Raw genomic sequence first — 23,877 nt, forward strand, 5'->3', positions numbered from 1 at the left:
CAACCGGCTCGTCGGCATCCTCCACGGCTGCCTCAAGACCCAGACCGCCTACAGCGAGGCAACCGCCTGGCCACAAAACGTCACACTCGATGTCGCCGCTTGACATTCAAAAACATGGGATGTCTGATGCCGGATCCTCGGTGACGGACAGGACAGCGCGACCGCCCACCTGCTCGGATGTCGAGGCGACGGTGTTCACCACCGCCGACCACCTCCTCCGGTGCCGTCAGTACCGGACCTACCCGTTCTCTGCGCCCGCGCCGAGGCGTACAGGCACAGGGCGGACGCAACCGCAAGATTCAGGGACTCGGCCTGACCGTACACCGGTACCCGAAGCGCCGCGTCCGCGGCGGCCAGTCCGGTGGGGTCGAGACCGTGGGCCTCGTTGCCGAACAGCCACGCGGTGGGACCGTCGAGCTCGCCGGCGGCCACGGCACGCTCGATGTCACGCTCGGCGGTGCCCGCCGTGGCCACGACGCGGCACCCGTGTGCCCGCAGGCCCGCCAGCGTCGCGTCGAGATCGGGCTCGACGATCACCGGAAGGTGGAAGTGGCTGCCCGCGGACGAACGCACACACTTGCCGCCGAACGGGTCGACGCCGCCGCCGGTGAACACCACCGCGTCCGCGCCAGCGGCGTCCGCGCTGCGGATCACCGTGCCGGCGTTGCCCGGATCGTTCGCGCTCACGCACACCGCCACCAGGCGGGGGGCGACCAGATCCGCGAGCCGGTGGTGCGGCAGGGCGGCGACGGCCACGAGACCCTGCGGGGTGACGGTCTCCGACAGCGCTGCGGCGGCCTCGTCGGTCACCAGACGCACCGGCGCCCCGGCGGCGGCGAGCAGCTCACCGTGCCGGGCCGCCGCGCCGACCCCGGCGAAGACCTCGAGCACCGCGCCCGCTGCGACGGCCGCGCCGACCGCCTGCGCTCCCTCGACGAGGAAGAGCCCCCGCTCCCGCCGCTCGGCGGGCCGCCGCAGCCGCCGCGCGGCACCGACCCGGGCCGAGCGCGCGCCGACGACGGCCCCTTCGCCCGGGTCCGGGGCCATGGGGAGACGAGCGGCGGACACGGATCGGCGTCGCGGCGGGCTCAGGCCGCGCTCGGCTCCGCCACCGAAGCCGCCGGAGCCGCCGCCAGGCCCGCCCGGGCGACCTCGACGAGCGCCGTGAAGGCCGCGGCGTCGTTGACCGCGAGGTCGGCGAGGATCTTGCGGTCCACCTCGACACCGGAGAGCCGAAGGCCCTGCACGAAGCGGTTGTAGGTCATCCCGTTGGCCCGCGCCGCGGCGTTGATCCGGGTGATCCACAGCTGCCGGAAGTCGCCCTTGCGCGCGCGGCGGTCCCGGTAGGAGTAGGTCATCGAGTGGAGCATCTGCTCCTTGGCCTTGCGGTAGAGCCGACTGCGCTGGCCCCGGTAGCCGCTGGCCTGCTCGAGGACCGTACGGCGCTTCTTCTGGGCGTTGACCGCCCGCTTCACGCGTGCCATGAGGGCACCTGTCTCCTTCGTTGGTGGGTCAGCGGTGCGCGCTCAGCGGGCGAGAAGGCGCTTGATCCGACCTTCGTCGGCCTTCGTCAGCGCCACCTCGTTACCCAGCCGGCGGGTGCGCCGGCTGGACTTGTGCTCGAGCAGGTGGTTGCGGTTGGCACGGCGCCGCATCACCTTGCCGGAACCTGTGATCCAGAAGCGCTTGTTCGCGCCGCTGTGGGACTTCTGTTTGGGCATGTCGACATCCTGACGGTGTACGTGGGTGATCGAACGACGGGCGCGGCGACGTCCGCCGCGGTGGATGCTCCCACCGCGCGCGGACTCCACCGGGCGCCGGCTCTAGGCGTGGCCAGCCGGTTCCGGCAGACGCTGCGGCTTGGTGCTGGAGCCCTTGTGCGGGGCCATCACCATCGTCATGTTCCGGCCGTCCTGCTTGGGCTGGGCCTCGACGTAGCCGAGGTCGGCCACGTCAGCGGACAGCCGCTGCAGCAGGCGGATCCCCAGCTCCGGCCGGGACTGCTCCCGACCACGGAACATGATGGTGATCTTCACCTTGTCACCGGCCCGCAGGAACCGCACGACGTGACCCTTCTTGGTCTCGTAGTCGTGCGGGTCGATCTTGGGCCGCAGCTTCATTTCCTTGATGACGGTCTGGACCTGGTTCTTCCGAGCTTCCCGACGCTTCTGGTCGGACTCGTACTTGAACTTTCCAAAGTCCATCAGCTTGCAGACCGGAGGACGGGCGGTCGGCGCGACCTCCACGAGGTCGAGATCGGCCTCCTGCGCCATGCGCATGGCCTCACCGATCGCGACGATGCCGATCTGCTCGCCCTCCGCGCCGACGAGGCGGACCTCGGGGACGCGGATCCGGTCATTGATGCGGGACTCTGTGCTGATGTGTTCCTCCGTTGCTCGACGCGCGGGCATGACCTCACCGCAGCGGAGCACCGAACCTGGCATCACCAGGCTCCCGGCCGACAACCGTGGGAACGGCTCGGCCGACCGGCGACCCGGCCCCCGCAGCCGAGGCCCGTGCTCGGGCCCGGCTCTCCGGCTCCCCGTGGTGGCGGCGCCGTCGGCGACATCGGGTGGAGGGCGAACCCCCGCTTGGTCCTGCCAGCCAGGCTCCGTGCCCTTACCGGGCCCGCCGAAACGACGGCACCTTCGGATGGGTGGAACCGACCGGCATTCGGTCTGAGCCCAAGAGTAGCACCAGACGGCCGCACGCGACGATCACGCCGCTCGCGGCCCGGCCCCAACGTGCCAGGCCGGGGGTCGGCCGGGAAGATCACACCGCCGCGCCCCGCCTAGGGCGCGGGCCGCGACCAGCCTCGCCGCCGTGTCGCACGCACGCCCCGCCCCAGCCGCCGCCGCACCGCCCGAGCCTCCTGCGGCCGCACCGCGAGCACCGCGACGGCCTCCGCGCCAGCGAGCAACCGGGACAACTGCCGTGCGACGGACTCCGACGTCACACCGTGGACCGCGATCACGAGCACCGGCCGAGGATCCCCCTCCCCGCACCCCGGCAGTTCCGCCGGCCACGCCTCGACCCGGGCCGGGACCGCCCGCAGCGCCGCGAGCACCGCGGCCCGTGCCAGCGGCCCGTCGTCCCGGCCGGGCCGGCGCAACGCCGCGACGTCGAAGTCCGCCGCCGTCGGTGCGCCGACCTCGGCATCACCGCCGGGCACGAGATCCAGACTGGCCGGACAGGGACCGGCGACGTCGATCACGAGCGCGCCGAGGCCGAGGCGGGTGGCCTCCTGCCAGGCATCCGGTGCCGCGACCGGGACAGGACGGGCTGCCGGACGCCAGGCCGCGAGTGTCGCCACACTCGAGAAGATCGGCAGCGCGGTGGCGCCCGCGTCGGTCCGCAGCGTGATCAGTGCCATCTCGCTGGTCTTGTCCGCGCCGGTCGCGACGTCAACGGAGGTCGGCTGGGCTTCCACGCCGACGAACACCCGCGCCTGGCGCAGCGCCTCCCCGAGCGCGACCGGGTCCATCCGACCGGCGGCATGACCATCGGCGAGCACCCGGGCAAGTGTGTCGTCCGCGCCGCCCGAGTCGCCCTGTCCGGCCGGAGTCAGCAGATGGCGCGCCATTCACCGCAGCCTATCGGGCGACCGCAGGGGTGGGCGGCGTCACGGGTGGGCGGCGATGCCCGGGGACCAGGCGGCGGTCAGCGCGGGGCGGGCCAGGGCCATCGCCGGTTGGCTGCCGGGCAGTGGGGCGGTGGCGACGGCGCCGGCGAGCCGCTGGAAGGCGAAGCGGGTCCGGCGGCGCAGGCGGAACCAGTTGATCGGCCTGCTGTCAGCGAGCGCCGCGTCGAACGGCACTGGGACGGTGATGTACGCCCGATCCTCCAGATGGTCCAGACGCATCCGGGCGCTGCGCCCGAGCCGGGACGGGTAGGTCTCGACCACGGCGACGATGACGGTGGCGGCGAGGTCGGGGCGGCCGGCCGCGGCGAGGGCGGTCAGGGCATCGTCGGCGCCGGCGATCTCCGTCTCGCTTGCACGGACGGTGAGAACCAGCTGGTCGGCGCGGGCGAGCAGGGTCGCGGGCACCGGCTGGCTCCAGCCGGGCGGCGCGTCGGCGACGACCACCGGATACCAGTGGCCGAGCAGATCGAGCGCCCAGGCCAGCTCCTCGGGCAGCAGGCCGGGACCGACGAGATCGCGCAGGCCGGCGAGCACCTCCAGCCCGCCGGACCGGTCGGAGGCCAGATAGCGACGGACGTCCTGCAGCGACGAGACCGGCGGGCGGGCCCCCGCCAGTTCCCGCAGGCCCACGCCCGGCGGTACCAGGCCGACGCGGTGCGCGAGCAGCCCGCACTGGTCCGGCGACGCGTCGACGGCGACCACCCGGTGCCCGTGGTGCGCGGCCATCGCGAGGCCCAGACCGGCGGCGACGGTGGTCCGGCCACCGCCGCCCCCGAACCCGCCGACCAGCACCCGGCGGCCGCCGGTCCGGGATCGCGCATAGGTCGCGTTCGCCGGTTGCGCCCCGGCCGCGGCGGCGGCGTCACCCGTCTGCCCACGGCCACCGGCGAGCCGCTCCGGGAGGACGGCACGCAGCCGGGCCGGAATCGCGCCGCCCGTCCGCGGCTCGGGCGCGTCGCTCACCGGCTCCGCCCAGGTCGCGACAACCGCGCCGGGGCTGGGCGGATCGGCGACAGGCCGGTCGGCGACGGGCGGGTCGGCGACGGGCGGGTCGGCGAAAGGCGGATCGGCGAAAGGCGGATCGGCGAAAGGCGGGGGCCACGCGGAGGGGGACGAGGTCGGGAACGGCAGCGGCGGCAGTTCCGGTTCGGTGACGGCGTGCGCGGCGTCCCACGATCGCGTCGGCGGCGGTGGCGGCATCGGCAACGGCGCCGGGAGCGGAGCCGGGGCCGGCCAGCCACGGGGGCCACCGGCGAGGTCCGGATAGGGCATTGGCGGTTCGGTTTCGGGCGGCCCCGCCGAGACCGCGTCGAGCGATGGCGTTTCCGCTGGAGCTTCCTGGCCGGGGGCCGCCGGCGGCCCGGGCAGGCCGGCCGCGGGCACGAGCACCGTCATGCTGCCCCAGGTCTCGCCGGGTGGCGGCACGCTCGGCGGCGGGGGCGGGACGTTCGACTGCCGCGCGACGCCGGGTGGCAGCGCCAGGCCGCCCGCGTCCGGCTCGGGCGCGGCACCCGCGGGCGGCGGCAGCAGACCGCCGAGGTGGGCCGACGCCCTTGGCGGCGACAACGGGATCGCATCGGCCGGCGTGGGCGCCAGCGCCGACGCGTCCCGGCTTCCCGGCGGCAGGGCGAGCGGGCCGTGCGGCCCGCCCCCGGTCGCGCTGGACAGGTCGGGAGTCCAGCCGCGGGCGGGCGCCGCCGGCGTCGCGTGGTGATCGACGTCACCAGGCCGCGGCGGGCTGAGCCATGAGTACGGAACGGCCGGCAGAGAGGTGGACCCCGGCGAGTGCGGCGCATCCGCCGAAGGGGCGTCGTCGACCACGTGTGGCGGGCGGGTCGGGGTGGCCCTGCCGGAGCCGGAGCCGGGTGGCTGGGTCGCCTCGGGTCGCGGCGCCGCGGTGGACGGCGGCAGGGTGGACGGCGCCGCGGTGGACGGCGGCATGGTCGGGTGCGAGCCTGCGGGCCGTGGGCGGGCGGAGCGCCGGCTGACCAGCGCGTCCCGGGGCGACTGGGTGTCGGACAGCCGCAGGCCGAGCAGGGAGATCGGGCGGGCGTCACCGCCACCAGAGCCGGAGCCGGAGGCCCCGGAGCCGGCGCGGGCCGACGCGTCGAGACCGTCCTCGCCGACCCCGACCCCGGACTCGGACGCGTCGAGCGAGAGGTCGTCGTCGTCCTGGCCGCTGCCATGACCCGCCATTCGTGCCACCTCGCCCTCACACCCGAACCGACGCGCGCCCGTCCGGCGCCACCCGATGACGCCGCAGCGCGAGGAACCCGCTACGGCGTGACATCACAGTCTCGCGTTCAGCGCGGCCCCGGCAAGACGTCCGGGATGAATCCAGAACGTCGAAAACAGGCCCGCGAGCAGCGAACACACCATCGGCACACTCGATCCACTCCGAATCGCCATGTGATGGCAACACCATACCGAGGTCATGTCACGTGGACGGATCGGGCTCGCACCGTCTGTGTGACCGCAACGTGCGGACGGCCACCGCCCCGGCGGGGTGCGGTGGCCGTTCGATGACGCAGCGGGGTCGGTCAGCTGGCGAGCGAGAGCTCGCGCAGCACGGACGCGGTGTCGAGGGCGGCCAGCGCCGCCTCCCTGCCCTTGTCCTCGCTGGAGCCGGGCAGGCCGGCGCGGTCCCGGGCCTGTTCGACGGTGTCACAGGTCAGGACGCCGAAGCCGATGGGCACCCGGGCGTCGAGGGTGACCCGGGCGAGCCCGGCGGTGACGAACTGGCAGACGTAGTCGAAGTGCGGGGTGCCGCCGCGGATGACGACCCCGAGCGCGGCGACCGCGTCATGCCGCTCGGCGAGTGCCGCGGTGACGACGGGCAGTTCGACGGCACCGGCGACCCGCACGACGGTCGGCAGGCCGGCCAGCCCCGCGTCCCTGGCCGCCCGCAGCGCACCGGCCAGCAGCGCGTCGGTGATCTCCGCGTGCCAGCGGGTCGCGACGATCGCGAGCCGCAGCCCGGCGACCGCCGGCAGCACCTCCTTGGGCGCGCCGTGGCCGCTCACCGGGTCTCCCCGTCGGCGAGGTCCCCGCCGCCGCCGGCGCAGCCCGCGGCGGCGGGGACCCGCGACGGGCCGGCCGACCACCGGCCGCCGGCCGACTCGTCCTCCCCGACCGCGCGTGGCAGGCCGGGCAGCACATGGCCCATCCGGTCACGCTTGGTCGTCAGATAGCGCAGGTTCTCCGGCGTGTGGTCGACCGGCATCGCGATCAGGTCGACGATGCGCAGCCCGTAGCCCTCCAGCCCGGCCCGCTTGGTCGGGTTGTTCGAGAGCAGCCGGATGCCGCGCACCCCGAGGTCGACGAGGATCTGCGCGCCGGTGCCGTAGTCGCGGGCGTCGGCCGGCAGCCCGAGAGCGAGGTTCGCGTCGACGGTGTCGTGGCCGGCGTCCTGCAGCTGGTAGGCGCGCAGCTTGTGCATGAGGCCGATGCCCCGGCCCTCGTGCCCGCGCATGTAGAGGACGACGCCGCGCCCCTCGGCGGCGACCATGCGCAGGGCGGCGTCGAGCTGGTTGCCACAGTCGCAGCGCCGCGAGCCGAACACGTCGCCGGTGAGGCACTCGCTGTGCACCCGGGCGAGCACGTCCTCCCCGTCGCCGAGCTCGCCGCGGATCAGCGCGATGTGCTCGATGCCGTCGAGGATGTTGCGGAACCCGACGGCGCGGAAGGTGCCGTAGCGGGTCGGGATCGACGCCTCGGCGACCCGGACGACCTGCTTCTCGGTCCGGCGCCGGTAGGCGATGAGGTCGGCGATGGAGATCAGCAGCAGGCCGTGCTCGCGGGCGAACGCGGCGAGCTCGGGCAGCCGGGCCATCGTGCCGTCGTCGTTGACGATCTCGCAGATGGCGCCGGCGGGGCGCAGCCCGGACAGGCGGGCCAGGTCGACGGCCGCCTCGGTGTGGCCGGGGCGGCGCAGCACGCCGCCGTCCTTGGCCCGCAGCGGGAAGATGTGCCCCGGGCGGGCGAGGTCCGACGGGACGGTGTCCGGGTCGGCGAGCAGCCGGATGGTGCGGGCCCGGTCGGCGGCGGAGATGCCGGTCGTCACGCCGGTGCTGGCGTCGACGGTGATGGTGAACGCCGTGCCCATCCGCTCGGTGTTGCGCGGCACCATCTGGTCGAGTTCGAGGCGGTCGGTGTCCGCGGCCTCCATCGGGACGCAGATGACGCCCGACGTGTAGCGGGTCATGAACGCGACCAGCTCGGGGGTGGCGGCCTCGGCCGCGAAGATCAGGTCACCCTCGTTCTCCCGGTCGGCGTCGTCGACGACGACCAGCGGCCGGCCCGCGGCGAAGGCGGCGAGCGCCTCCTCGATGGTGGCGAACGTCACGTCGGCAGGAGTCACGTCGGAAGCGGTCACGTCGGCGGTGGAGGTCATCGGTGCAGTCCGTTCGGGTCGGTGGTGCCGGCGTGCAGCTTCTCGACATACTTGGCCAGCACGTCGACCTCGATGTTGACCAGCGAGCCGGGAGCGCGGCGCCCGAGCGTGGTCAGGTCGAGAGTGGTGGGGATCAGGCTGACGGTGAACGTCGCGGGCCGGTCGCCGCCGGCCTGCGTACCTTCGACGGCCGCGGTGACCTCGACGACGGTGAGGCTGACGCCGTCGACCGTCACCGAGCCCTTCTCGACGAGGTAGCGGTCGAGCCCCGCGGGCAGCGCGATGCGGACGATCTCCCAGTGCTCGGAGGCGTGGCGGTCCAGGACCGTGCCGATGCCGTCGACGTGCCCCTGGACGAGATGGCCCCCGAGCCGGTCGGCGAGGCGCACCGGACGCTCGAGGTTCACCGGGTCGCCGGCGGTGAGGCGGCCGAGGGCGGAGCGCACCAGCGTCTCCCGCATCACGTCCGCGGTGAAGGAGGTGGCGCCGTCGGCCGGCCCGGCCCGGCTCGCGGTCTCGTCGAGGGCGACGCCGTCGCGCAGCAGGCTGGTGACGGTGAGACAGACACCGTTCACGGCTATGGAGGCTCCGTGCGCCGCGTCGGCCAGGACGCTGCGACAGGCGATGGTGACCGCCGCGGACTCCGCCCGAGCGTCCACCTCGGTGACGACGCCGAGCTCTTCAACGATGCCGGTGAACATCCGACCCGCGCCCCTCGCTCCCGGGCACCGCTCCCCGAGCGCGAGGGAATCCACGCGGGACCTGCCAGCATGCGCAAGATGACGCACGCCGACGCACACCCCGGACGGCACGGCCGACCGCGAGCGCCTGGGCCCGCGCGCGTCCTCCCATCCGGACTTTCACCGTCGGTCCCGGAGTTCCACCGGGTCAACCGCCCCAGTACCTGCGGGCGGGTCGCGGACTGTCACCGCCGGTTCGGACTTTCACCGACCCCGGAGCGCGCGTGCTGCTGGTTGTTACGACCCAAGTCTGACATATGAAGCCGCCGGACGCCGCCCCTCAGACAGTGACCGACGTCATCATCGCGACGGGCAGGATCACCGCGGCGGAGTGAGCCGCGGGTTGGCGTGCAGGGCCTGGGCACGCAGCTTCTCGACGGCCTCGCCGGGATCGGCCGCGCCGAACACCGCCGTGCCCGCGACGAACACGTCCACCCCGGCGGCCGCGGCCTGCTCGATCGTGCGGTCGTTGACCCCGCCGTCGATCTGCAGCCACAGGTCGAGGCCGCGCGCGTCGAGCAGCCGGCGGGCCGCCTCGATCTTCGGCAGCACCTCGGTCATGAACGCCTGGCCGCCGAACCCGGGCTCGATCGTCATGAGCAGCAGCAGGTCGAACCGGTGCAGGTCGTCGAGGTAGTGCTCGACCGGGGTGTTCGGCTTGACCGCGAGCCCGGTGCGGGCGCCGGCCGCCCGGATCGCGTCGGTGGTGCGCGGCAGGTCCGAGACGGCCTCGGCGTGGATGGTGACGTTGGCCGCGCCCCGCTCGGCGTAGCCGGCGGCCCAGCGGTCCGGATCGGCGATCATGAGATGGCAGTCGAGCGGGGTCCGCGTCGCCGCGCGCAGCGCCGTCACCGTGTCCGGCGAGAACGCCAGGTTCGGGACGAAGTGGTAGTCCATCACGTCGACGTGCAGCCAGTCGGCCCGGCCCTCGACCGCGGCGGCGGCGTCGGCGATCCGCCCGAAGTCGGCGGCGAGCAGGCTCGGATAAATCTGTGCGGTTGCCACAGCGCGAGACTATCGACCGCTCGCCGCCGCCATCAGGCCCCAGCGCGGCGCAGCAGTGCGAGGAACATCGCGTCGGTACCGTGCCGATGCGGCCAGAGCTGGACGAACGGGCCGGGACCGGCCTCGTCGACGTCGGGCAGCGCGCGCCGGGCGTCGAGGAGGGAAACGTCCGGCCGCTGGCCGGCGACCTGCCGCACCACCTCGGTCGTCTCGGCCGGATGCGGCGAGCAGGTGGCGTAGGCCACGACCCCGCCGGGACGGACGAGGTCCAGCGCGGCGACGAGCAGCGCGCTCTGCAACGGCGTGAGCGCCGCCAGGTCTCCCGGGGTGCGCCGCCAGCGGGACTCGGGCCGGCGCCGCAGCGCGCCGAGCCCGGTGCAGGGCGCGTCGACGAGCACCCGGTCGGCGCTGCCCGGCGCCAGCGGCGCCGCCCGGCCGTCGCCACGCACCACCCACGCCGCTCGCTCGCCGGCGAGCGAGCGGGCGACCAGCGCCGCCCGAGCCATCCGCGGCTCGAGCGCTATCAGCCGCCCGCCGCCCGGACCCGGGCCGGTGAGCAGGCCGGCCAGCAGCGCCGCCTTGCCGCCGGGGCCGGCGCACAGATCGACGGTCAGGCCGAGGTCAGGCCCGACTGTGGGGGTCGCGGCGAGGGCCAGGGCGACGAGCTGGCTGCCCTCGTCCTGCACGGCGGCGGCACCCTCGACGACGGACGGCAGCCGGGCCGGATCGCCCCCCTCGAGCCGCGCCGCGTACGGCGAGTAGCGGCCGGGCCGGGCGGTGAGACCGGCCCGGGCGGCCTCGGCGAGCAGGTCGTCGCGCTCCACCCGGCCGGGGCGGGCGACGAGGTGGACGGCCGGCCGCTCGTCGTCGGCGGCGAGTGCCGCGCGGGTCTGGTCCAGATCGTCGCCCATCGCCTCGGCGACGGCCTCGACGATCCAGCGCGGATGGGTCGTGACGACGGCGAGGTGGCCGATCGGGTCGGCGGTGAAGCGGGGCGCGCCGAGCAGCACGGCGAGGTCGCCGCCGGTCTCGGAGATGCGGGCGGCGACCCGACGCAGCACCGCGTTCGCGAACCGGACGGGCCGCTCGCCGCTGGTCGCCCGGACAAGGTCGACGGTGCTCGCGACGGCGGCGCGCGCCGGCACCCGGGTACGCAGCAGCTGGTAGGCACCCAGGCGCAGGGCGTCCCGGACCGGCGGGTCGATGTCGTGGACGGGCCGGCTCGTGGCCGTGTCGAGGACGCCGTCGAGAGTGCCCTGCGCACGCAGCGCCCCGTACGCGAGCTCGGTGGTGAAGGCGCGATCGCGCGACGTCAGTCCGCTGTCGGCGAGCAGGCGCGGCAGCACCAGGTTGGCGTAGGCGCCGCGCTCGTCGACGGCGCGCAGCACCTCCCAGGCCAGCAGCCGGGAGCGGTCCACCCGGGCCGGCGGGCGGGCGCCGCGGGTACCCGACGCGCCGGGGGCGCTCACGGCGCCGCCAGAACGTCGTCGGCGCCGATGCGCGCGCCGCGGGCCCAGTCGGCGGCGGCCATCGCCCCCCGCCCCTCGGGACGCACCTCGCCGAGCAGCACCACGCCCGCCCCGGTTCCGACGGCGATCTCCCCGCCGGCCAGCACCGCCAGCCGCCCCGGCGGCAGCGCCGCCGTTCCGTCCGGCGCGCCGACGCGGACCGGTCCGATCTTGAGACGGCGCTCGCGGAACAGCGTCCACGCTCCCGGCGCGGGGGTCGCGGCGCGCACGAGCCGGTCCACGGCCAGCGCGGGCTGCGCCCAGTCGATCCGGACGTCCTCGACTGTGAGCTTCGGCGCGAACGACACCCCCTCCGCCGGCTGCGGAACCGCCTGCACGCTGGCGTCGGCGAGGCCGTCCATGACGGCGACGAGCAGCCGCGCGCCGGAGATGGACAGCCGCTCCAGCAGGTCACCGGAGGTGTCCGTCGGCCGGACGTGCTCGGTGACGACGCCGAAGACGGGGCCTGTGTCCATCGCCGGCTCGATCTGGAAGACGCTCGCGCCGGTGAGGTCGTCGCCGGCGAGCACCGTGCGCTGCACCGGCGCCGCACCGCGGTAGGCCGGCAGCAGCGAGAAGTGCAGGTTCACCCAGCCGTGCCGCGGGATCGCCAACGCCTCCGGCGGGAGCAGCGCGCCGTAGGCGACCACGGGGCAGCAGTCGGGCGCCAGCTCCGCCAGGGCGGCGAGGAACTCCGGGTCGCGCGGCCGCTGCGGGCTGAGCACGGGGATGCCCGCCTCGTCGGCCAGCTGGTGCACCGGCGGCGGCGTGATCTTCCGCCCCCTTCCGGCCGGCCGGTCCGGCCGGGTGACCACGGCGACCACGTCGTGGCGTGCGCTGTCCAGCAGCGCGCGCAGGCTGGGCAGGGCGACCGCCGGCGTGCCGGCGAAGACAAGACGCATACACGAACACCGATCCGCCGCGACGCGTACCGGCGTCGCAGCCCTCTGCGGACAGTCCAAGGCAACCACTGCGTCGGCCGCCGTCCGACCGTATCGCGGCCCGCTGTGCGGGCGGCCCACCGGACGGCGCCGGACTCCTGGCTCTGCGTCACACCCGGGCCAGACGCAGGCTCAGCCGAGGACCTGCGGGTCGAGCTGGACGCGCAGCCCGCTGGTGCTGTGCCGGGTGCCGAGGACGCCGCGGGCGGCGTGCAGCGCGGCGGCCAGCGCCCCGCCCTGGTCCCGGGGCACCCGCACGAGCAGCCGCTCGAGCTCGCCCTCTCCGCCCGGGGCCCCGGTGGACCGGCTGGGCGGCGGCAGCGGCACCGGGCCGAGCACCTCGGCTCCCGCCGGCAGCCGGGCGGCGTCGAGCAGCTCGGTGACGGCGGCGGGGGTGCCGTCGACAGCGGCGATCCGGGTCGCCGGCGGAAAGCCCAGCTCGGCGCGCTCGTCGGCCTCGCGCGCGGTGAACGTCGCCGGATCCCAGCGGATGAGGGCCTGCACGGGAGGCAGGCCGGCGTCGGCGGCCACCACCACTCGCCCGCCCTGACCACCCGGGCGGGCGAGCGCCGCGGCGGCGGCCCAGCGGCGCAGCGCCGTCTCGGCCGCGCGCAGGTCGGGCCGGCCAAGCAGGGCCCAGCCGTCGAGCAGCAGCACCGCGCCGTAGCCGCCGGCCGCAACCGGCTCAGCGCCCGGCGTGGAGATCACCAGCGCGGGCTCCGCCGGGACGGTGGCGAGCACGCCGTCGCGGCCGGACGTGCGGACCAGCACGTCGGGAAACGCCCGGCCGAGCTCCTCGGCGGTACGCCGGTCCCCCGTCACCGAGGCCCGCAGCCGCGTCGCCTCGCAGGCCGGGCAGTGCCACGCCGCAGCCGGGCGCCCGCACCAGCGGCAGGACGGCGGACCGACGCTCGCGGGCCGGCCGAGCGGGCCCTGGCAGTGCGGGCAGCGGGCGGGCCGGCGGCAGTCCGCACAGGCCAGCGACGGCTGGTAGCCCCGGCGCGGCACCTGGATGAGCACGGGCGCGCCGTCGGCCAGGGACGTTCGGGCGGTGCGCACGGCCAGCGACGGCAGCCGGGCCGCGCGGGCCGCCGGGTCGCGGGCGTACTCCTCGTCGGAGCCGGTCGCCTCCACCCGGGGGGCCAGCGCACGCACCTCGGCGCGGGGCAGGACCAGCGGGTGCGCCCAGCCGGCCCGCACCAGGCCGTCGGCCTCGGCGGTCGGGCAGAAGCCGCCGACGAGCAGGGCGGCGCCTTCCAGCCGGGCCCGCAGCACGGCCACGTCGCGAGTGTGCGGGTAGGGGGCGAGCGGCTCGGCGTGCAGCTCGTCGCCCTCGTCCCAGACGACGACGAGGCCGAGGTCGGCGACGGGCGCGAAGACAGCCGCCCGGGTGCCGACCGCGACCCGCGCCTGCCCTCGCAGCACGGTGAGGAACGCCCGGTACCGCGCCGCCGGGCCGAGGCCTGCGCGCAGGGCGACGACGGCCGCCCGGCCGACCGCCTCGACCAGCATCACCTCAACCCGGTCGACGTCGCGATGGTCGGGCACGACGACGAGCGCCCCCCGCCCGGACCGCACCGCCGCCGCCACGGCGGTAGCGATCATCTCCGGCCAGGCCGGCCCGGGCGGCGCCCACCACACCGCCCGCGGCGAGCGCCCGTCCGCGAGCGCTGCCAGCATCGACGCCCCCGCCGGGTACCGCGCCCACTCCCCCGGCGGGCGCTGCCCGCCGCTGTCCCCCCCTGCCTTCGCAGCCGCGACCGCCGCCTTCCCAGCCGCGACCGCCGCCGTCTCGGTGCGGCCGTGGCGGGGCGGCACCGCCAGGCGCAGGACGTCGGCGAGGGTGCCGCCGTAGCGGTCGGCGACCGCGCGGGCCAGCCGGGCGATCTGCGGGGACAGCACCGGCTCGGCGGAGACCGACCGCTCCAGCGGCGCCAGCCGCCCGTCATGATCCGAGCGCTCGGCCCGCTCCAGCACGAAGCCGTCGACCAGACGACCGGCGAAGCGGACCCGCACCCGCGAGCCGGGCACGGCCGCATCGGCCAGGTCCGCCGGCACGAGGTAGTCGAAGAGCCGATCGAGGTGGGTCAGCGGACTGTCGATCGCGACCCGGGCGATCGGCAGCGTCGCGGCCTGCTCGGTCATGACCGCATTACTACCAGGCACCTCTGACATGATCGGCAACGCGCGGAGCCGGGCCGGTCCTCGGTGGACCGACCCGGCTCCGGGGCGGGATGGGTGTCGGCGTCAGCCCTTGACGGCGCGCTGCAGCGCCTCGGCGCGCGAGGTCGACTCCCAGGTGAAGTCGAGCTCGGGGCGGCCGAAGTGGCCGTAGGCGGCGGTCTGCGCGTAGACCGGGCGCAGCAGGTCGAGGTCGCGGATGATCGCGGCCGGGCGCAGGTCGAAGACCTGGGTGACGGCGTCCTGGATCTGCGACTCGGGGACCGTGCCGGTGCCGAAGGTCTCGACGAACAGGCCGACCGGGTGCGCCTTGCCGATGGCGTAGGCGACCTGGACCTCGCAGGCCTTCGCGAGGCCGGCGGCGACGACGTTCTTGGCGACCCAGCGCATCGCGTAGGCGGCGGAGCGGTCGACCTTGGACGGGTCCTTGCCGGAGAAGGCGCCGCCGCCGTGGCGGGCGTAGCCGCCGTACGTGTCGACGATGATCTTGCGGCCGGTGAGGCCGGCGTCGCCCATCGGGCCGCCGATCTCGAAGCGGCCGGTCGGGTTGACCAGCAGGCGGCGGCCCTCGGTGGAGATGTCGAGCAGCGCGAGCTCGGGCTCGACGACGTACTCGGCGATGTCGGGGGCGAGCAGCGTGTCGAGGTCGATGTCGGCCGCGTGCTGGGTGGAGACGACGACCGTGTCGAGGCGCACCGGCTTGCCGTCGACGTACTCGATGGTGACCTGGGTCTTGCCGTCCGGGCGCAGGTAGCCGACCTGGCCGTCCTTGCGGACCTCGGACAGCCGCCGGGCGAGGCGGTGCGCCAGCGCGATCGGCAACGGCATGAGCTCGGGGGTCTGGTCGCAGGCGAAGCCGAACATCAGACCCTGGTCGCCGGCGCCCTGCCGGTCCAGTTCGTCCTCGGCGCCCTCGACGCGGTTCTCGTGGGCGGTGTCGACGCCCTGCGCGATGTCCGCGGACTGCGCGCCGATGGACACGCTCACGCCGCAGGACGCGCCGTCGAAGCCCTTCTTGGAGGAGTCGTACCCGATCTCCAGGATGCGCTCGCGCACCACCGAGGCGATGTCGACGTAGGTCTTGGTGGTGACCTCACCGGCGACGTGCACCTGGCCGGTGGTGATGAGCGTCTCGACGGCGACCCGGCTCTTCGGGTCGTCCTTGATCATCGCATCGAGGATCGAGTCACTGATCTGGTCAGCGATCTTGTCCGGATGCCCCTCGGTGACGGACTCGGACGTGAACAGGCGCGTCGCCACTTGGTGTTACCCCCTGGAGATCCGGTTGATTCCGACGAAGCTTACCGAGGAGTTCGCGCAGGTACCTGCACCGGCTCCGCATCCGATCGATCGATGCCACCGACGAGATCGAGAATGCGGTGCGCGACGAGATCCTTGCTCGTCCGCTCGATCACCGTCTCGCCGCCGGCGGCACCCAGCACGACGGCGGCGTTGTCCGGCGCCTCGAAGCCGAGGCCCCCGCCGACCTGGTTGACCACGAGGAGATCGACGGGCTTACGGGCCAGTTTCGCCCGGGCGTGGTCGAGAACACTCCCGTCGGGCCCGCCGGTCTCCGCCGCGAAACCAACCAGGACCTGTCCCGGCCGGCGGTTCGCCAGTAACTCGGACAACACGTCAGGGTTTCGCTCCAGCGCAATGGAGTCGGGAGCCGCCGATTCTTTCTTAATCTTGTGCGCCGACGGCGCCGCCGGCCGGAAGTCCGCGACCGCGGCGGCCATCACGATGACGTCGGCCGACGGCGCGACCTCGTGCACCCGCTCGCGCAGCTGCGCCGCGGAGGTGACCGCGATCGTGCGCGCCCCCGCGACCTCGGGCAGCGCCACGTTCGCCGCCACCACCGTGACGGTCGCGCCGCGCGCCGCGGCGGCCCGGGCGAGCGCGTAGCCCTGCCGCCCGCTGGACGCGTTGCCCAGGAAACGGACCGGGTCGACGTACTCCCGGGTGCCGCCGGCGGTGACGAGCACGTGCCGGCCGGCGAGGTCGGGACGCACGCCGTGCGCGCCGCGGGCGAGCACCGCCATGCCCAACGCGGCGATCTCGGCGGGCTCGGGCAGCCGGCCCGGTCCCGAGTCGGCCCCGGTGAGGCGGCCGACGGCCGGGTCGAGCACGATGGCGCCCCGCTCCCGCAGGGTGGCGACGTTGGCCCGGGTCGCCGGATGCTGCCACATCTCGGTGTGCATCGCCGGGGCGAACACCACCGGGCAGGTGGCCGTCAGCAGCGTGCCGGTGAGCAGGTCGTCGGCGCGGCCGGCCGCGGCGCGGGCCATCAGGTCCGCGGTGGCCGGCACGACGAGAACGAGGTCCGCCTGCCGGCCGATGCGCACGTGCGCGACCTCGTCGGCGTCGTCCCACACCCCGGTCGTGACCGGATTGCCGGACAGCGCCGCCCAGGTCGTCTCGCCGACGAAGCGCAGCGCGCTCGGCGTGGGCACGACCCGCACCTCGTGGCCGGACTCGGTGAAGCGGCGCAGCACCTCGACCGCCTTGTAGGCGGCGATGCCACCGGCCACACCCAGCACGACCCGCGGGCGCCGGCCCGGCTCGTCGGCCATGGCGAGGCTCAGGCGACCGGCGGCAGGGCGTCGACGACGGTCTCGTGGGTGAGCAGGCCGGCGTTGATCTCGCGCAGCGCGATCGACAGCGGCTTCTCCTGGGCGTTGGTCGTCTCGACCAGCGGCCCGACGTACTCCAGCAGACCCTCGCCGAGCTGCGAGTAGTAGGCGTTGATCTGCCGGGCCCTCTTGGCCGCGTAGATCACGAGGCTGTACTTCGAGTCGGTGGCCTCGAGCAGCTCGTCGATGGGGGGGTTGGTGATGCCCTCAGGGTGTGCGACGGTTCCGGCCACGATGCGTTCGGGTCCTTCCGGTCCTGCTCTTCCGGTCCTGCTCTCCAGGCTAGTCGATCATCAATGCTACCAAGCGGTCGGCCGCGGACGGCACATCGTCGTTGACGACGACGTGGTCGAACTCCGTCTCGGCCGCCAGCTCGATCCGGGCCCGGTCGAGGCGCCGGGCGATGACGTCCGGCGGCTCGGTTCCCCGAGCGGTGAGCCGCCGCACCAGTTCGTCGAACGTGGGCGGGGCGAGGAACACGAACCGCGCGTCCGGCATCGCCGAGCGCACCTGCCGGGCACCCAGCAGTTCTATCTCCAACAGGCAGGGCACGCCCGCGGCGAGCCGCTCGGCCAGGGGCCGGCGCGGCGTGCCGTAGGCGTGCCCGGCGAACATGGCGTGTTCGACGAACTCGCCCGTCTTGACCATCCGGGCGAACTCCTCGGCGTCCACGAAGTGGTACTCGACGCCGTCCGTCTCCCCGGGCCGGGGGGCACGGGTGGTGGCGCTCACCGAGACCCACACCTCGGGGTGACGCCGACGGACGGCCGCGACGACCGTTCCCTTCCCGACTCCGGACGGCCCGGACAGCACTGTGAGGCCCACGGGCCCCACCCTAGGACGTCCGGCCCGGCCGCCGCGCGGCCGGTCCTCCGCTCGCGGAGTACCCGGGATAGGACTTGTTTCCCATAGACATTCGGATCGAGGGCCGGTAAAGAATTCCGACCCCCGGCCCACGAGTCAGGTCCCGCGGCTTCACCGGAACCGGGCGGGGTGAACCCGCCCACCCGGCGACGCCGCGGCCCGCCAGCGCCTCATCCGGCACTCGGAGTGGTATTCCACTCCGCCGGATCAGGCGGTGCCGAACTCCTCGAGGAGCGCGGCGCGCTGCTTCGCGCCGAGCCCTCTCAGACGGCGGGTCGGGCTGATGCCGAGTCGTTCCCGGATCTTCTGGGCGCGCACGCGCCCGACCCCGGGAAGCGACTCGAGAACAGCCGAAACCTTCATCTTGCCGACGACCTCATCGGCCTCGGCCTGTTCCAGGACGGCGGCCAGAGTGGTCTCCGCCTTCTTCAACCGCTCCTTGAGTTCTGCGCGCTGCTTACGAGCCAGCGCGGCTTTCGCGAGGGCGGCGGCCCTCTCCTCGGGCGTTAGGGGCGGCAGGGGCACGGGTACGCCTCCTCAATTCGGTGATCGCGCCGCGCAAACTAGCGAGGAAGTGGTTCCTCAGTCCAGCCTTGGCCACAACACTCTGATGCGGACATATTGTCCGCACAAGAGAAGGCTTTGACGGGACGAAAGGGGTGGCCCGCTCGTGCCGCACCCTTTCGGTCTACGACGGCCCCACCGTACCGCTTCGTACCGCACCAGGACGAACACACCCTGCCCCGACCTCGGCCGTCAGCCCGGATCAGGCCCCCTACCTGCGGAAATACTGTCCGCGACCGCCCGAGCGGCCATGCCCAGATCGGGGGCCCGGGTGATCGGACGGCCCACCACGACCAGGTCGGCACCCGCTTCCAGGGCCTCGCCCGGGGTCGCGATCCGGGCCTGATCGGCGGCCTCCGCACCCACCGGACGCACACCCGGCGTGATGAGAGTCACGTTGCCACCGAGCTCCGAACGGACCATTCGTACCTCCCGCGGGCTGCACACAAGGGTCCGCGCGCCGGCCTCGACGGCGAGCACCGCGAGGCGCCGCACGGCGTCGTCCGGCGGCCCGGCGAGCCCGACGGCCGCCAGCGCGGCGGCGTCCAGCGAGGTGAGGACGGTCACAACGGCCACCTCGACGTCGGGGGCGGCCTCGATCGCCGCACGTATCATCGCCGCCCCCCCGGACGCGTGGACCGTGACGAAGCGAGGAAGCAACGTGGCGACCGACCGCATGCCACCGGCGACCGTTGCCGGAATGTCATGCAGCTTCAGATCGAGGAACAGGTCCAGATCGTCGAGCAGGCCCGCCTCCCGCAGGTCCGCCACGATCCCCGGGCCCGCCCGGTAGAACAGCTCCAGCCCGATCTTGAGCACCGCCGCCGACGGCGCCACCGCCGCGGCCCAGCGCAGCGCCGTCGCCCCGTCCGGCGCGTCCAGCGCGACCGCCAGCGGCGCCCGACCGGCGGGTGGCAGGTAGCGTGCCGCGCCGCTCACCGGACCGGCTCCGCCGGCACTTCGGCGGCCGGCGCGGACGGCGCGGCGAGCCCACCGCCGTCGTCCCACGCCTCACGCAGGGCAGTGTGGTACTCCTGCAGCGGCCGGACCCCGAGCTCGCCGCGCACCAGCGCCTCGATCCCCTGCACGCAGGCGGCCGCGCCCTGGATGGTGGTGATGCACGGCACCCCGGCGGCCACGCAGGCGGTGCGGATCTCGTAGCCGTCCAGCCGCGGCCCGACCCCCCACGGCGTGTTGATGACCAGGTCGATCTGCCCGGAGGTGATCATCTCCACACAGTCGAGCAGCCCCTCGGTGGGCGAGCGGTGCTTGCCGAGGACGACGGCCTTGACCCCGTTGCGCCGCAGCACCTCGGCGGTCCCCTCGGTGGCGTAGACGACGAACCCGAGGTCGGCGAGCCGCTTGATCGGGAAGATCATCGCCCGCTTGTCCCGGTTCGCCACCGACACGAACACCCGGCCGTAGGTGGGCAGCGAGGCGTACGCGGCGGCCTGCGACTTGGCGTAGGCGGTGCCGAAGCCGTCGTCGATGCCCATCACCTCGCCGGTGGACTTCATCTCCGGGCCGAGGACGGTGTCGACCCCGCGCCCGCCCGCGTCCCGGAACCGGCCGAACGGCAGCACCGCCTCCTTGACCGCGATGTGCGAGTCCAGCGGCAGGCTGGCGCCGTCCCCGACGGCCGGCAGCAGCCCCTCGACGCGCAGCTCGCCGATGGTCGCCCCGAGCATCACCCGGGCGGCGGCCTTCGCCAGCGGCACGGTCGTCGCCTTCGACACGAACGGCACCGTCCGCGACGCCCGTGGGTTGGCCTCCAGCACGTACAGCACGTCGGACTGCAGCGCGTACTGCACGTTGAGCAGCCCCCGCACGCCGACCCCGCGCGCGATCGCCTCGGTGGACACCCGGATCCGCTCGAGCTCCGAGCGACCGAGCGTGATCGGCGGCAGCGCGCAGGCCGAATCGCCCGAGTGCACCCCGGCCTCCTCGATGTGCTCCATCACCCCGGCGAGGTAGAGCGTCTCGCCGTCGTAGAGGGCGTCGACGTCGATCTCGACGGCGTCGTCGAGGAACCGGTCGACGAGCACCGGGTGCTCCGGCGAGATGGCGGTGGCCCGCTCGATGTAGTCGCGCAGCATGCCGTCGTCGTAGACGATCTCCATGCCGCGTCCGCCGAGCACGTAGGACGGGCGTACCAGCACCGGATAGCCGACCCGCTCCGCGACCGTGCGCGCCTCGGCGAACGACGTAGCCACCCCGTGCGGCGGGGAGGGCAGGTCGGCGGCGGCGAGCACCCGGCCGAACAGGCCGCGGTCCTCGGCGAGATGGATCGCCGAGGGCGGGGTGCCGACGATCGGCACGCCGGCGTCGGCCAGCGCCGCGGCGATCCCCAGCGGCGTCTGCCCACCGAGCTGCACGATCACCCCGGCGAGCGGCCCGGCCTCGGACTCGGCGTGCACGACCTCGAGCACGTCCTCGACCGTCAGCGGCTCGACGTAGAGCCGGTCGGCGGTGTCGTAGTCGGTGGACACCGTCTCCGGGTTGCAGTTGACCATGACGGTCTCGAACCCGGCGTCGGACAGCGCCATCACCGCGTGGCAGCAGGCGTAGTCGAACTCGATGCCCTGGCCGATGCGGTTCGGCCCGGAGCCGAGCACGATCACCCGCTGCCGCCCGCTGGGCGCGACCTCGGACTCCTCGTCGTAGGCCGAGTAGTGGTAGGGCGTCTCGGAGGCGAACTCGGCGGCACAGGTGTCGACGGTCTTGAACACCGGGCGGATGCCGGCGCGGTGCCGGAACGCCCGGACGACGTCCTCCTTGGTTTCGAGGATCTCGGCGAGCTGCGCGTCGGAGAAGCCGGCGCGCTTGGCCCGGCGGATGCCGTCCGGGTCGCGGCTCACCGTGGCCGCGATCTCGTTGAGGTAGACGAGCTGGTCGACGAACCACGGGTCGATGCCGGTGACCCGGCTGACCTCGTCCGGCTCGGCGCCGGCGAGCAGCGCCTGCTGGACGAGCCGCAACCGCCCGTCGTGCGGCACCCGCGCCGACTCCAGCAGTGTGGCCGCGTCCTCGTCCGGCGCGGTGAAGCCGAACACCGAGCCCGCGGACTCCATCGAGCGCAGCGCCTTCTGCAGCGCCTCGGCGAAGCTGCGCCCCACCCCCATCGCCTCGCCGACCGACTTCATCGTCGTCGTGAGCGTCGGGTCGGCGCCGGGGAACTTCTCGAACGCGAACCGCGGCACCTTCACCACGACGTAGTCGAGCGTCGGCTCGAAGGCGGCGGGCGTGGTGCGGGTGATGTCGTTGGGGATCTCGTCGAGGGTGTAGCCAAGCGCCAGCTTCGCCGAGATCTTGGCGATCGGGAAGCCGGTGGCCTTCGACGCCAGCGCCGACGAGCGCGAGACCCGCGGGTTCATCTCGATGACGATCTGACGGCCCGTCGCCGGGTTCACGGCGAACTGGATGTTGCAGCCTCCGGCGTCGACGCCGACCGCCCGCATCACCGCGATCGACATGTCCCGCATCCGCTGGTACTCACGGTCGGTCAGCGTCATCGCCGGGGCGACGGTGATCGAGTCACCGGTGTGCACGCCCATCGGGTCGACGTTCTCGATGGAGCAGACGACGACCACGTTGTCGGCGCGGTCGCGCATCAGCTCCAGCTCGAACTCCTTCCAGCCGAGTACCGACTCCTCGACGAGCACCTCGGTGGACGGGCTCGCCGACAGCCCGTCGGCGGCCATCCGGGTGAGCTCGGCGACGTCGTGGGCGAAGCCGCTGCCCGCGCCGCCGAGGGTGAAGCTCGGCCGCACGACCACCGGGTAGGAGAACTCGTCCCCCGCGGCCAGACACTCCTCGACGGTGTGGCAGATGGCGCTGCGCGCGGTCTCGCCGCCGACCGAGGCGACGACGTCCTTGAACGCCTGGCGGTCCTCACCGGCCCGGATCGCGTCGATGTTCGCGCCGATCAGCCGCACCCCGAAGCGCTCCAGCACGCCGGCGTCGTGCAGGGCGACGGCGGTGTTCAGCGCCGTCTGGCCGCCCATGGTGGCGAGGATCGCGTCCGGGCGCTCCCGGTCGATGATCTTCGTCACGATCTCCGGGGTGATCGGCTCGATGTAGGTCGCGTCGGCCAGCTCCGGGTCTGTCATGATCGTGGCCGGGTTGCTGTTGACCAGGATGACCCGCAGACCCTCGGCCCGCAGGACCCGGCACGCCTGGGTGCCGGAGTAGTCGAACTCGCACGCCTGCCCGATGACGATCGGCCCGGAGCCGATCACCAGGACGCTGGCGAGGTCGTCGCGCCGCGGCATCAGGACTCCCCTCCGCTGGCCGCGGCGCGGGCGCGGCGGGTGTCGGCCATCAGGTCGCGGAACCGCTCGAACAGCGGCGCCGCGTCGTGCGGCCCCGGCGCCGCCTCCGGATGGAACTGCACGCTGAAGGCCGGCACGTCCAGGCACTCCAGTCCCTCGACGACGTCGTCGTTGAGGCCGATGTGGCTGGCCACGACCCGGCCGAACTCGGTGTCCGCGGCCCCGTCACGGGGCACCCGCACGGCGAAGCCGTGGTTCTGGCTGGTGACCGCGATACGGCCGGTGGCAACGTCGCCGACCGGCTGGTTCACCCCGCGATGGCCGTAGGTCAGCTTGTAGGTGTCGAAGCCCAGCGCCCGGGCCAGCACCTGGTGGCCGAAGCAGATCCCGAACACCGGCACGCCCGCGCGCAGCACCGTGCGCAGCGCGTCGACGGCGTAGTCGGCGGTCGCCGGGTCGCCCGGCCCGTTGGACAGGAACACCCCGTCCGGGTTCAGCGCCAGCAGTTCCTCGCCGGTGGTGCGGGCCGGCAGCACCCGCACCTCGCAGCCGAGCGCGGCCAGCGCCGCCGGGGTGGCCCGCTTGATGCCGAGGTCCAGCGCGGCGACGGTGAACAGCGCCGCGTCCCCGGCCGCGGGCACCACGTACGGCTCCGTCGTCGAGACCAGCGGCGCGAGGTCCGCGCCCACCATCTCCGGCGACCTGCGCACCCGCTCCAGCAGCCCAGCGGGCTCCTCCTCACCCAGCACACTGCTGATGCCGCAGCGCATCGCGCCGCGCTCGCGCAGGTGTCGGGTCAGCGCCCGGGTGTCGATGCCGCTGATGCCGACGATCCCGGCGGCGGCGAGCTCGTCGTCGAGGCGCCCGCGCGAGCGCCAGTTCGACGGCCGGCGCGCCGGGTCGCGCACCACGAACCCGGCGACCTGGATCCGCTCGGACTCGTAGTCCTCGTCGTTGACGCCGGTGTTGCCGATGTGCGGCGCGGTCATGATGACGATCTGGCCGTGGAACGACGGGTCGGAGATCGTCTCCTGGTAGCCGGTCATGCCGGTGGAGAACACGGCCTCGCCGAACGTCTCGCCGAGCGCGCCGTACGCCTCGCCGGTGAAGCTGCGGCCGTCCTCGAGCATGAGC

General features: G+C 74.2%; 21 protein-coding genes and 1 riboswitch. All 21 genes read right to left on the minus strand.

The features are described 5' to 3' along the window. Nucleotides 1–195: 195 nt before the first annotated feature. Nucleotides 196–1,047 carry a TrmH family RNA methyltransferase gene (locus AC6EXY_RS29865; RefSeq protein WP_101834530.1) on the minus strand — a complete coding sequence of 284 codons (852 nt, stop codon included), beginning with the start codon at nt 1,045–1,047 and terminating at the stop codon, nt 196–198. 41 nt (nt 1,048–1,088) lie between these two features. Beyond that, nucleotides 1,089–1,484: a 50S ribosomal protein L20 gene (gene rplT, locus AC6EXY_RS29870; protein WP_101834528.1), complete on the minus strand. Its 396-nt coding sequence runs from the start codon at nt 1,482–1,484 to the stop codon at nt 1,089–1,091. Nucleotides 1,485–1,526: 42 nt separating this feature from the next. Beyond that, nucleotides 1,527–1,721, minus strand: a complete 195-nt coding sequence (rpmI, locus tag AC6EXY_RS29875) for a 50S ribosomal protein L35 (protein ID WP_101834527.1) — start codon at nt 1,719–1,721, stop codon at nt 1,527–1,529. Nucleotides 1,722–1,823: 102 nt separating this feature from the next. Next, nucleotides 1,824–2,411, minus strand: a complete 588-nt coding sequence (gene infC / locus AC6EXY_RS29880) for a translation initiation factor IF-3 (RefSeq protein WP_101834548.1) — start codon at nt 2,409–2,411, stop codon at nt 1,824–1,826. A 380-nt stretch (nt 2,412–2,791) separates the two neighbouring features. Beyond that, nucleotides 2,792–3,583: an SseB family protein gene (locus AC6EXY_RS29885; RefSeq protein ID WP_101834525.1), complete on the minus strand. Its 792-nt coding sequence runs from the start codon at nt 3,581–3,583 to the stop codon at nt 2,792–2,794. A gap of 39 nt (nt 3,584–3,622) precedes the next feature. Beyond that, nucleotides 3,623–5,839 (minus strand): MinD/ParA family ATP-binding protein, encoded by a 2,217-nt coding sequence (locus AC6EXY_RS29890; RefSeq protein ID WP_499818623.1) that lies wholly within the window; start codon nt 5,837–5,839, stop codon nt 3,623–3,625. Nucleotides 5,840–6,183: 344 nt separating this feature from the next. After that, nucleotides 6,184–6,666: a 6,7-dimethyl-8-ribityllumazine synthase gene (ribH, locus tag AC6EXY_RS29895; protein WP_101834547.1), complete on the minus strand. Its 483-nt coding sequence runs from the start codon at nt 6,664–6,666 to the stop codon at nt 6,184–6,186. Beyond that, entirely contained in the window at nt 6,663–8,036 is a 1,374-nt protein-coding gene (locus tag AC6EXY_RS29900) for a bifunctional 3,4-dihydroxy-2-butanone-4-phosphate synthase/GTP cyclohydrolase II (protein WP_101834522.1), read from the minus strand. The genes ribH and AC6EXY_RS29900 overlap by 4 nt, the downstream gene beginning before the upstream one ends. Next, a complete protein-coding gene (locus tag AC6EXY_RS29905; RefSeq protein ID WP_101834520.1) occupies nt 8,033–8,737 on the minus strand; it encodes a riboflavin synthase in 705 nt (234 codons plus the stop codon). Before AC6EXY_RS29905 ends, AC6EXY_RS29900 begins: the two co-directional genes overlap by 4 nt. A 135-nt stretch (nt 8,738–8,872) precedes the next feature. After that, nucleotides 8,873–9,002: riboswitch (FMN riboswitch) on the minus strand. Between the two features lie 92 nt (nt 9,003–9,094). After that, nucleotides 9,095–9,781 carry a ribulose-phosphate 3-epimerase gene (rpe, locus tag AC6EXY_RS29910; protein ID WP_101834518.1) on the minus strand — a complete coding sequence of 229 codons (687 nt, stop codon included), beginning with the start codon at nt 9,779–9,781 and terminating at the stop codon, nt 9,095–9,097. Between the two features lie 32 nt (nt 9,782–9,813). Continuing rightward, the gene (locus tag AC6EXY_RS29915) at nt 9,814–11,250 is read right to left on the minus strand and encodes an RsmB/NOP family class I SAM-dependent RNA methyltransferase (protein ID WP_101834516.1); all 1,437 of its coding nucleotides are present in this window, start codon (nt 11,248–11,250) and stop codon (nt 9,814–9,816) included. Further along, nucleotides 11,247–12,191 carry a methionyl-tRNA formyltransferase gene (gene fmt, locus AC6EXY_RS29920; protein ID WP_101834514.1) on the minus strand — a complete coding sequence of 315 codons (945 nt, stop codon included), beginning with the start codon at nt 12,189–12,191 and terminating at the stop codon, nt 11,247–11,249. Before fmt ends, AC6EXY_RS29915 begins: the two co-directional genes overlap by 4 nt. 171 nt (nt 12,192–12,362) lie before the next feature. After that, nucleotides 12,363–14,375 (minus strand): primosomal protein N', encoded by a 2,013-nt coding sequence (locus tag AC6EXY_RS29925; protein ID WP_243407997.1) that lies wholly within the window; start codon nt 14,373–14,375, stop codon nt 12,363–12,365. 102 nt (nt 14,376–14,477) lie between these two features. Further along, nucleotides 14,478–15,671: a methionine adenosyltransferase gene (gene metK / locus AC6EXY_RS29930; RefSeq protein ID WP_101834512.1), complete on the minus strand. Its 1,194-nt coding sequence runs from the start codon at nt 15,669–15,671 to the stop codon at nt 14,478–14,480. A 41-nt stretch (nt 15,672–15,712) separates the two neighbouring features. Beyond that, nucleotides 15,713–16,984, minus strand: a complete 1,272-nt coding sequence (gene coaBC, locus AC6EXY_RS29935) for a bifunctional phosphopantothenoylcysteine decarboxylase/phosphopantothenate--cysteine ligase CoaBC (protein WP_101834510.1) — start codon at nt 16,982–16,984, stop codon at nt 15,713–15,715. An 8-nt stretch (nt 16,985–16,992) separates the two neighbouring features. Then, complete coding sequence (gene rpoZ / locus AC6EXY_RS29940) at nt 16,993–17,277, minus strand: DNA-directed RNA polymerase subunit omega (protein WP_101834508.1); 285 nt, start codon at nt 17,275–17,277, stop codon at nt 16,993–16,995. A 49-nt stretch (nt 17,278–17,326) separates the two neighbouring features. Next, the gene (gene gmk, locus AC6EXY_RS29945; RefSeq protein ID WP_101834507.1) at nt 17,327–17,869 is read right to left on the minus strand and encodes a guanylate kinase; all 543 of its coding nucleotides are present in this window, start codon (nt 17,867–17,869) and stop codon (nt 17,327–17,329) included. Nucleotides 17,870–18,115: 246 nt separating this feature from the next. After that, the gene (gene mihF / locus AC6EXY_RS29950; protein ID WP_101834505.1) at nt 18,116–18,433 is read right to left on the minus strand and encodes an integration host factor, actinobacterial type; all 318 of its coding nucleotides are present in this window, start codon (nt 18,431–18,433) and stop codon (nt 18,116–18,118) included. Between the two features lie 231 nt (nt 18,434–18,664). Then, nucleotides 18,665–19,411 carry an orotidine-5'-phosphate decarboxylase gene (pyrF, locus tag AC6EXY_RS29955; protein WP_101831920.1) on the minus strand — a complete coding sequence of 249 codons (747 nt, stop codon included), beginning with the start codon at nt 19,409–19,411 and terminating at the stop codon, nt 18,665–18,667. Beyond that, a complete protein-coding gene (gene carB, locus AC6EXY_RS29960) occupies nt 19,408–22,743 on the minus strand; it encodes a carbamoyl-phosphate synthase large subunit (protein WP_499818622.1) in 3,336 nt (1,111 codons plus the stop codon). Before carB ends, pyrF begins: the two co-directional genes overlap by 4 nt. Continuing rightward, a complete protein-coding gene (carA, locus tag AC6EXY_RS29965; protein ID WP_101831921.1) occupies nt 22,743–23,873 on the minus strand; it encodes a glutamine-hydrolyzing carbamoyl-phosphate synthase small subunit in 1,131 nt (376 codons plus the stop codon). The genes carB and carA overlap by 1 nt, the downstream gene beginning before the upstream one ends. Between the last annotated feature and the right edge of the window lie 4 nt (nt 23,874–23,877).

The organism is Frankia sp. RB5 (assembly GCF_059816245.1).

What these genes read in the sequence shown, in the direction of transcription:
- AC6EXY_RS29865 (WP_101834530.1), bottom strand. Translation starts at nt 1,047, where the DNA reads ATGGCCCCGGACCCGGGCGAAGGGGCCGTCGTCGGCGCGCGCTCGGCC.
- rplT (WP_101834528.1), bottom strand. Translation starts at nt 1,484, where the DNA reads ATGGCACGCGTGAAGCGGGCGGTCAACGCCCAGAAGAAGCGCCGTACG.
- rpmI (WP_101834527.1), bottom strand. Translation starts at nt 1,721, where the DNA reads ATGCCCAAACAGAAGTCCCACAGCGGCGCGAACAAGCGCTTCTGGATC.
- infC (WP_101834548.1), bottom strand. Translation starts at nt 2,411, where the DNA reads ATGCCCGCGCGTCGAGCAACGGAGGAACACATCAGCACAGAGTCCCGC.
- AC6EXY_RS29885 (WP_101834525.1), bottom strand. Translation starts at nt 3,583, where the DNA reads ATGGCGCGCCATCTGCTGACTCCGGCCGGACAGGGCGACTCGGGCGGC.
- AC6EXY_RS29890 (WP_499818623.1), bottom strand. Translation starts at nt 5,839, where the DNA reads ATGGCGGGTCATGGCAGCGGCCAGGACGACGACGACCTCTCGCTCGAC.
- AC6EXY_RS29900 (WP_101834522.1), bottom strand. Translation starts at nt 8,036, where the DNA reads ATGACCTCCACCGCCGACGTGACCGCTTCCGACGTGACTCCTGCCGAC.
- AC6EXY_RS29905 (WP_101834520.1), bottom strand. Translation starts at nt 8,737, where the DNA reads ATGTTCACCGGCATCGTTGAAGAGCTCGGCGTCGTCACCGAGGTGGAC.
- fmt (WP_101834514.1), bottom strand. Translation starts at nt 12,191, where the DNA reads ATGCGTCTTGTCTTCGCCGGCACGCCGGCGGTCGCCCTGCCCAGCCTG.
- AC6EXY_RS29925 (WP_243407997.1), bottom strand. Translation starts at nt 14,375, where the DNA reads ATGACCGAGCAGGCCGCGACGCTGCCGATCGCCCGGGTCGCGATCGAC.
- coaBC (WP_101834510.1), bottom strand. Translation starts at nt 16,984, where the DNA reads ATGGCCGACGAGCCGGGCCGGCGCCCGCGGGTCGTGCTGGGTGTGGCC.
- carB (WP_499818622.1), bottom strand. Translation starts at nt 22,743, where the DNA reads ATGCCGCGGCGCGACGACCTCGCCAGCGTCCTGGTGATCGGCTCCGGG.
- carA (WP_101831921.1), bottom strand. Translation starts at nt 23,873, where the DNA reads ATGCTCGAGGACGGCCGCAGCTTCACCGGCGAGGCGTACGGCGCGCTC.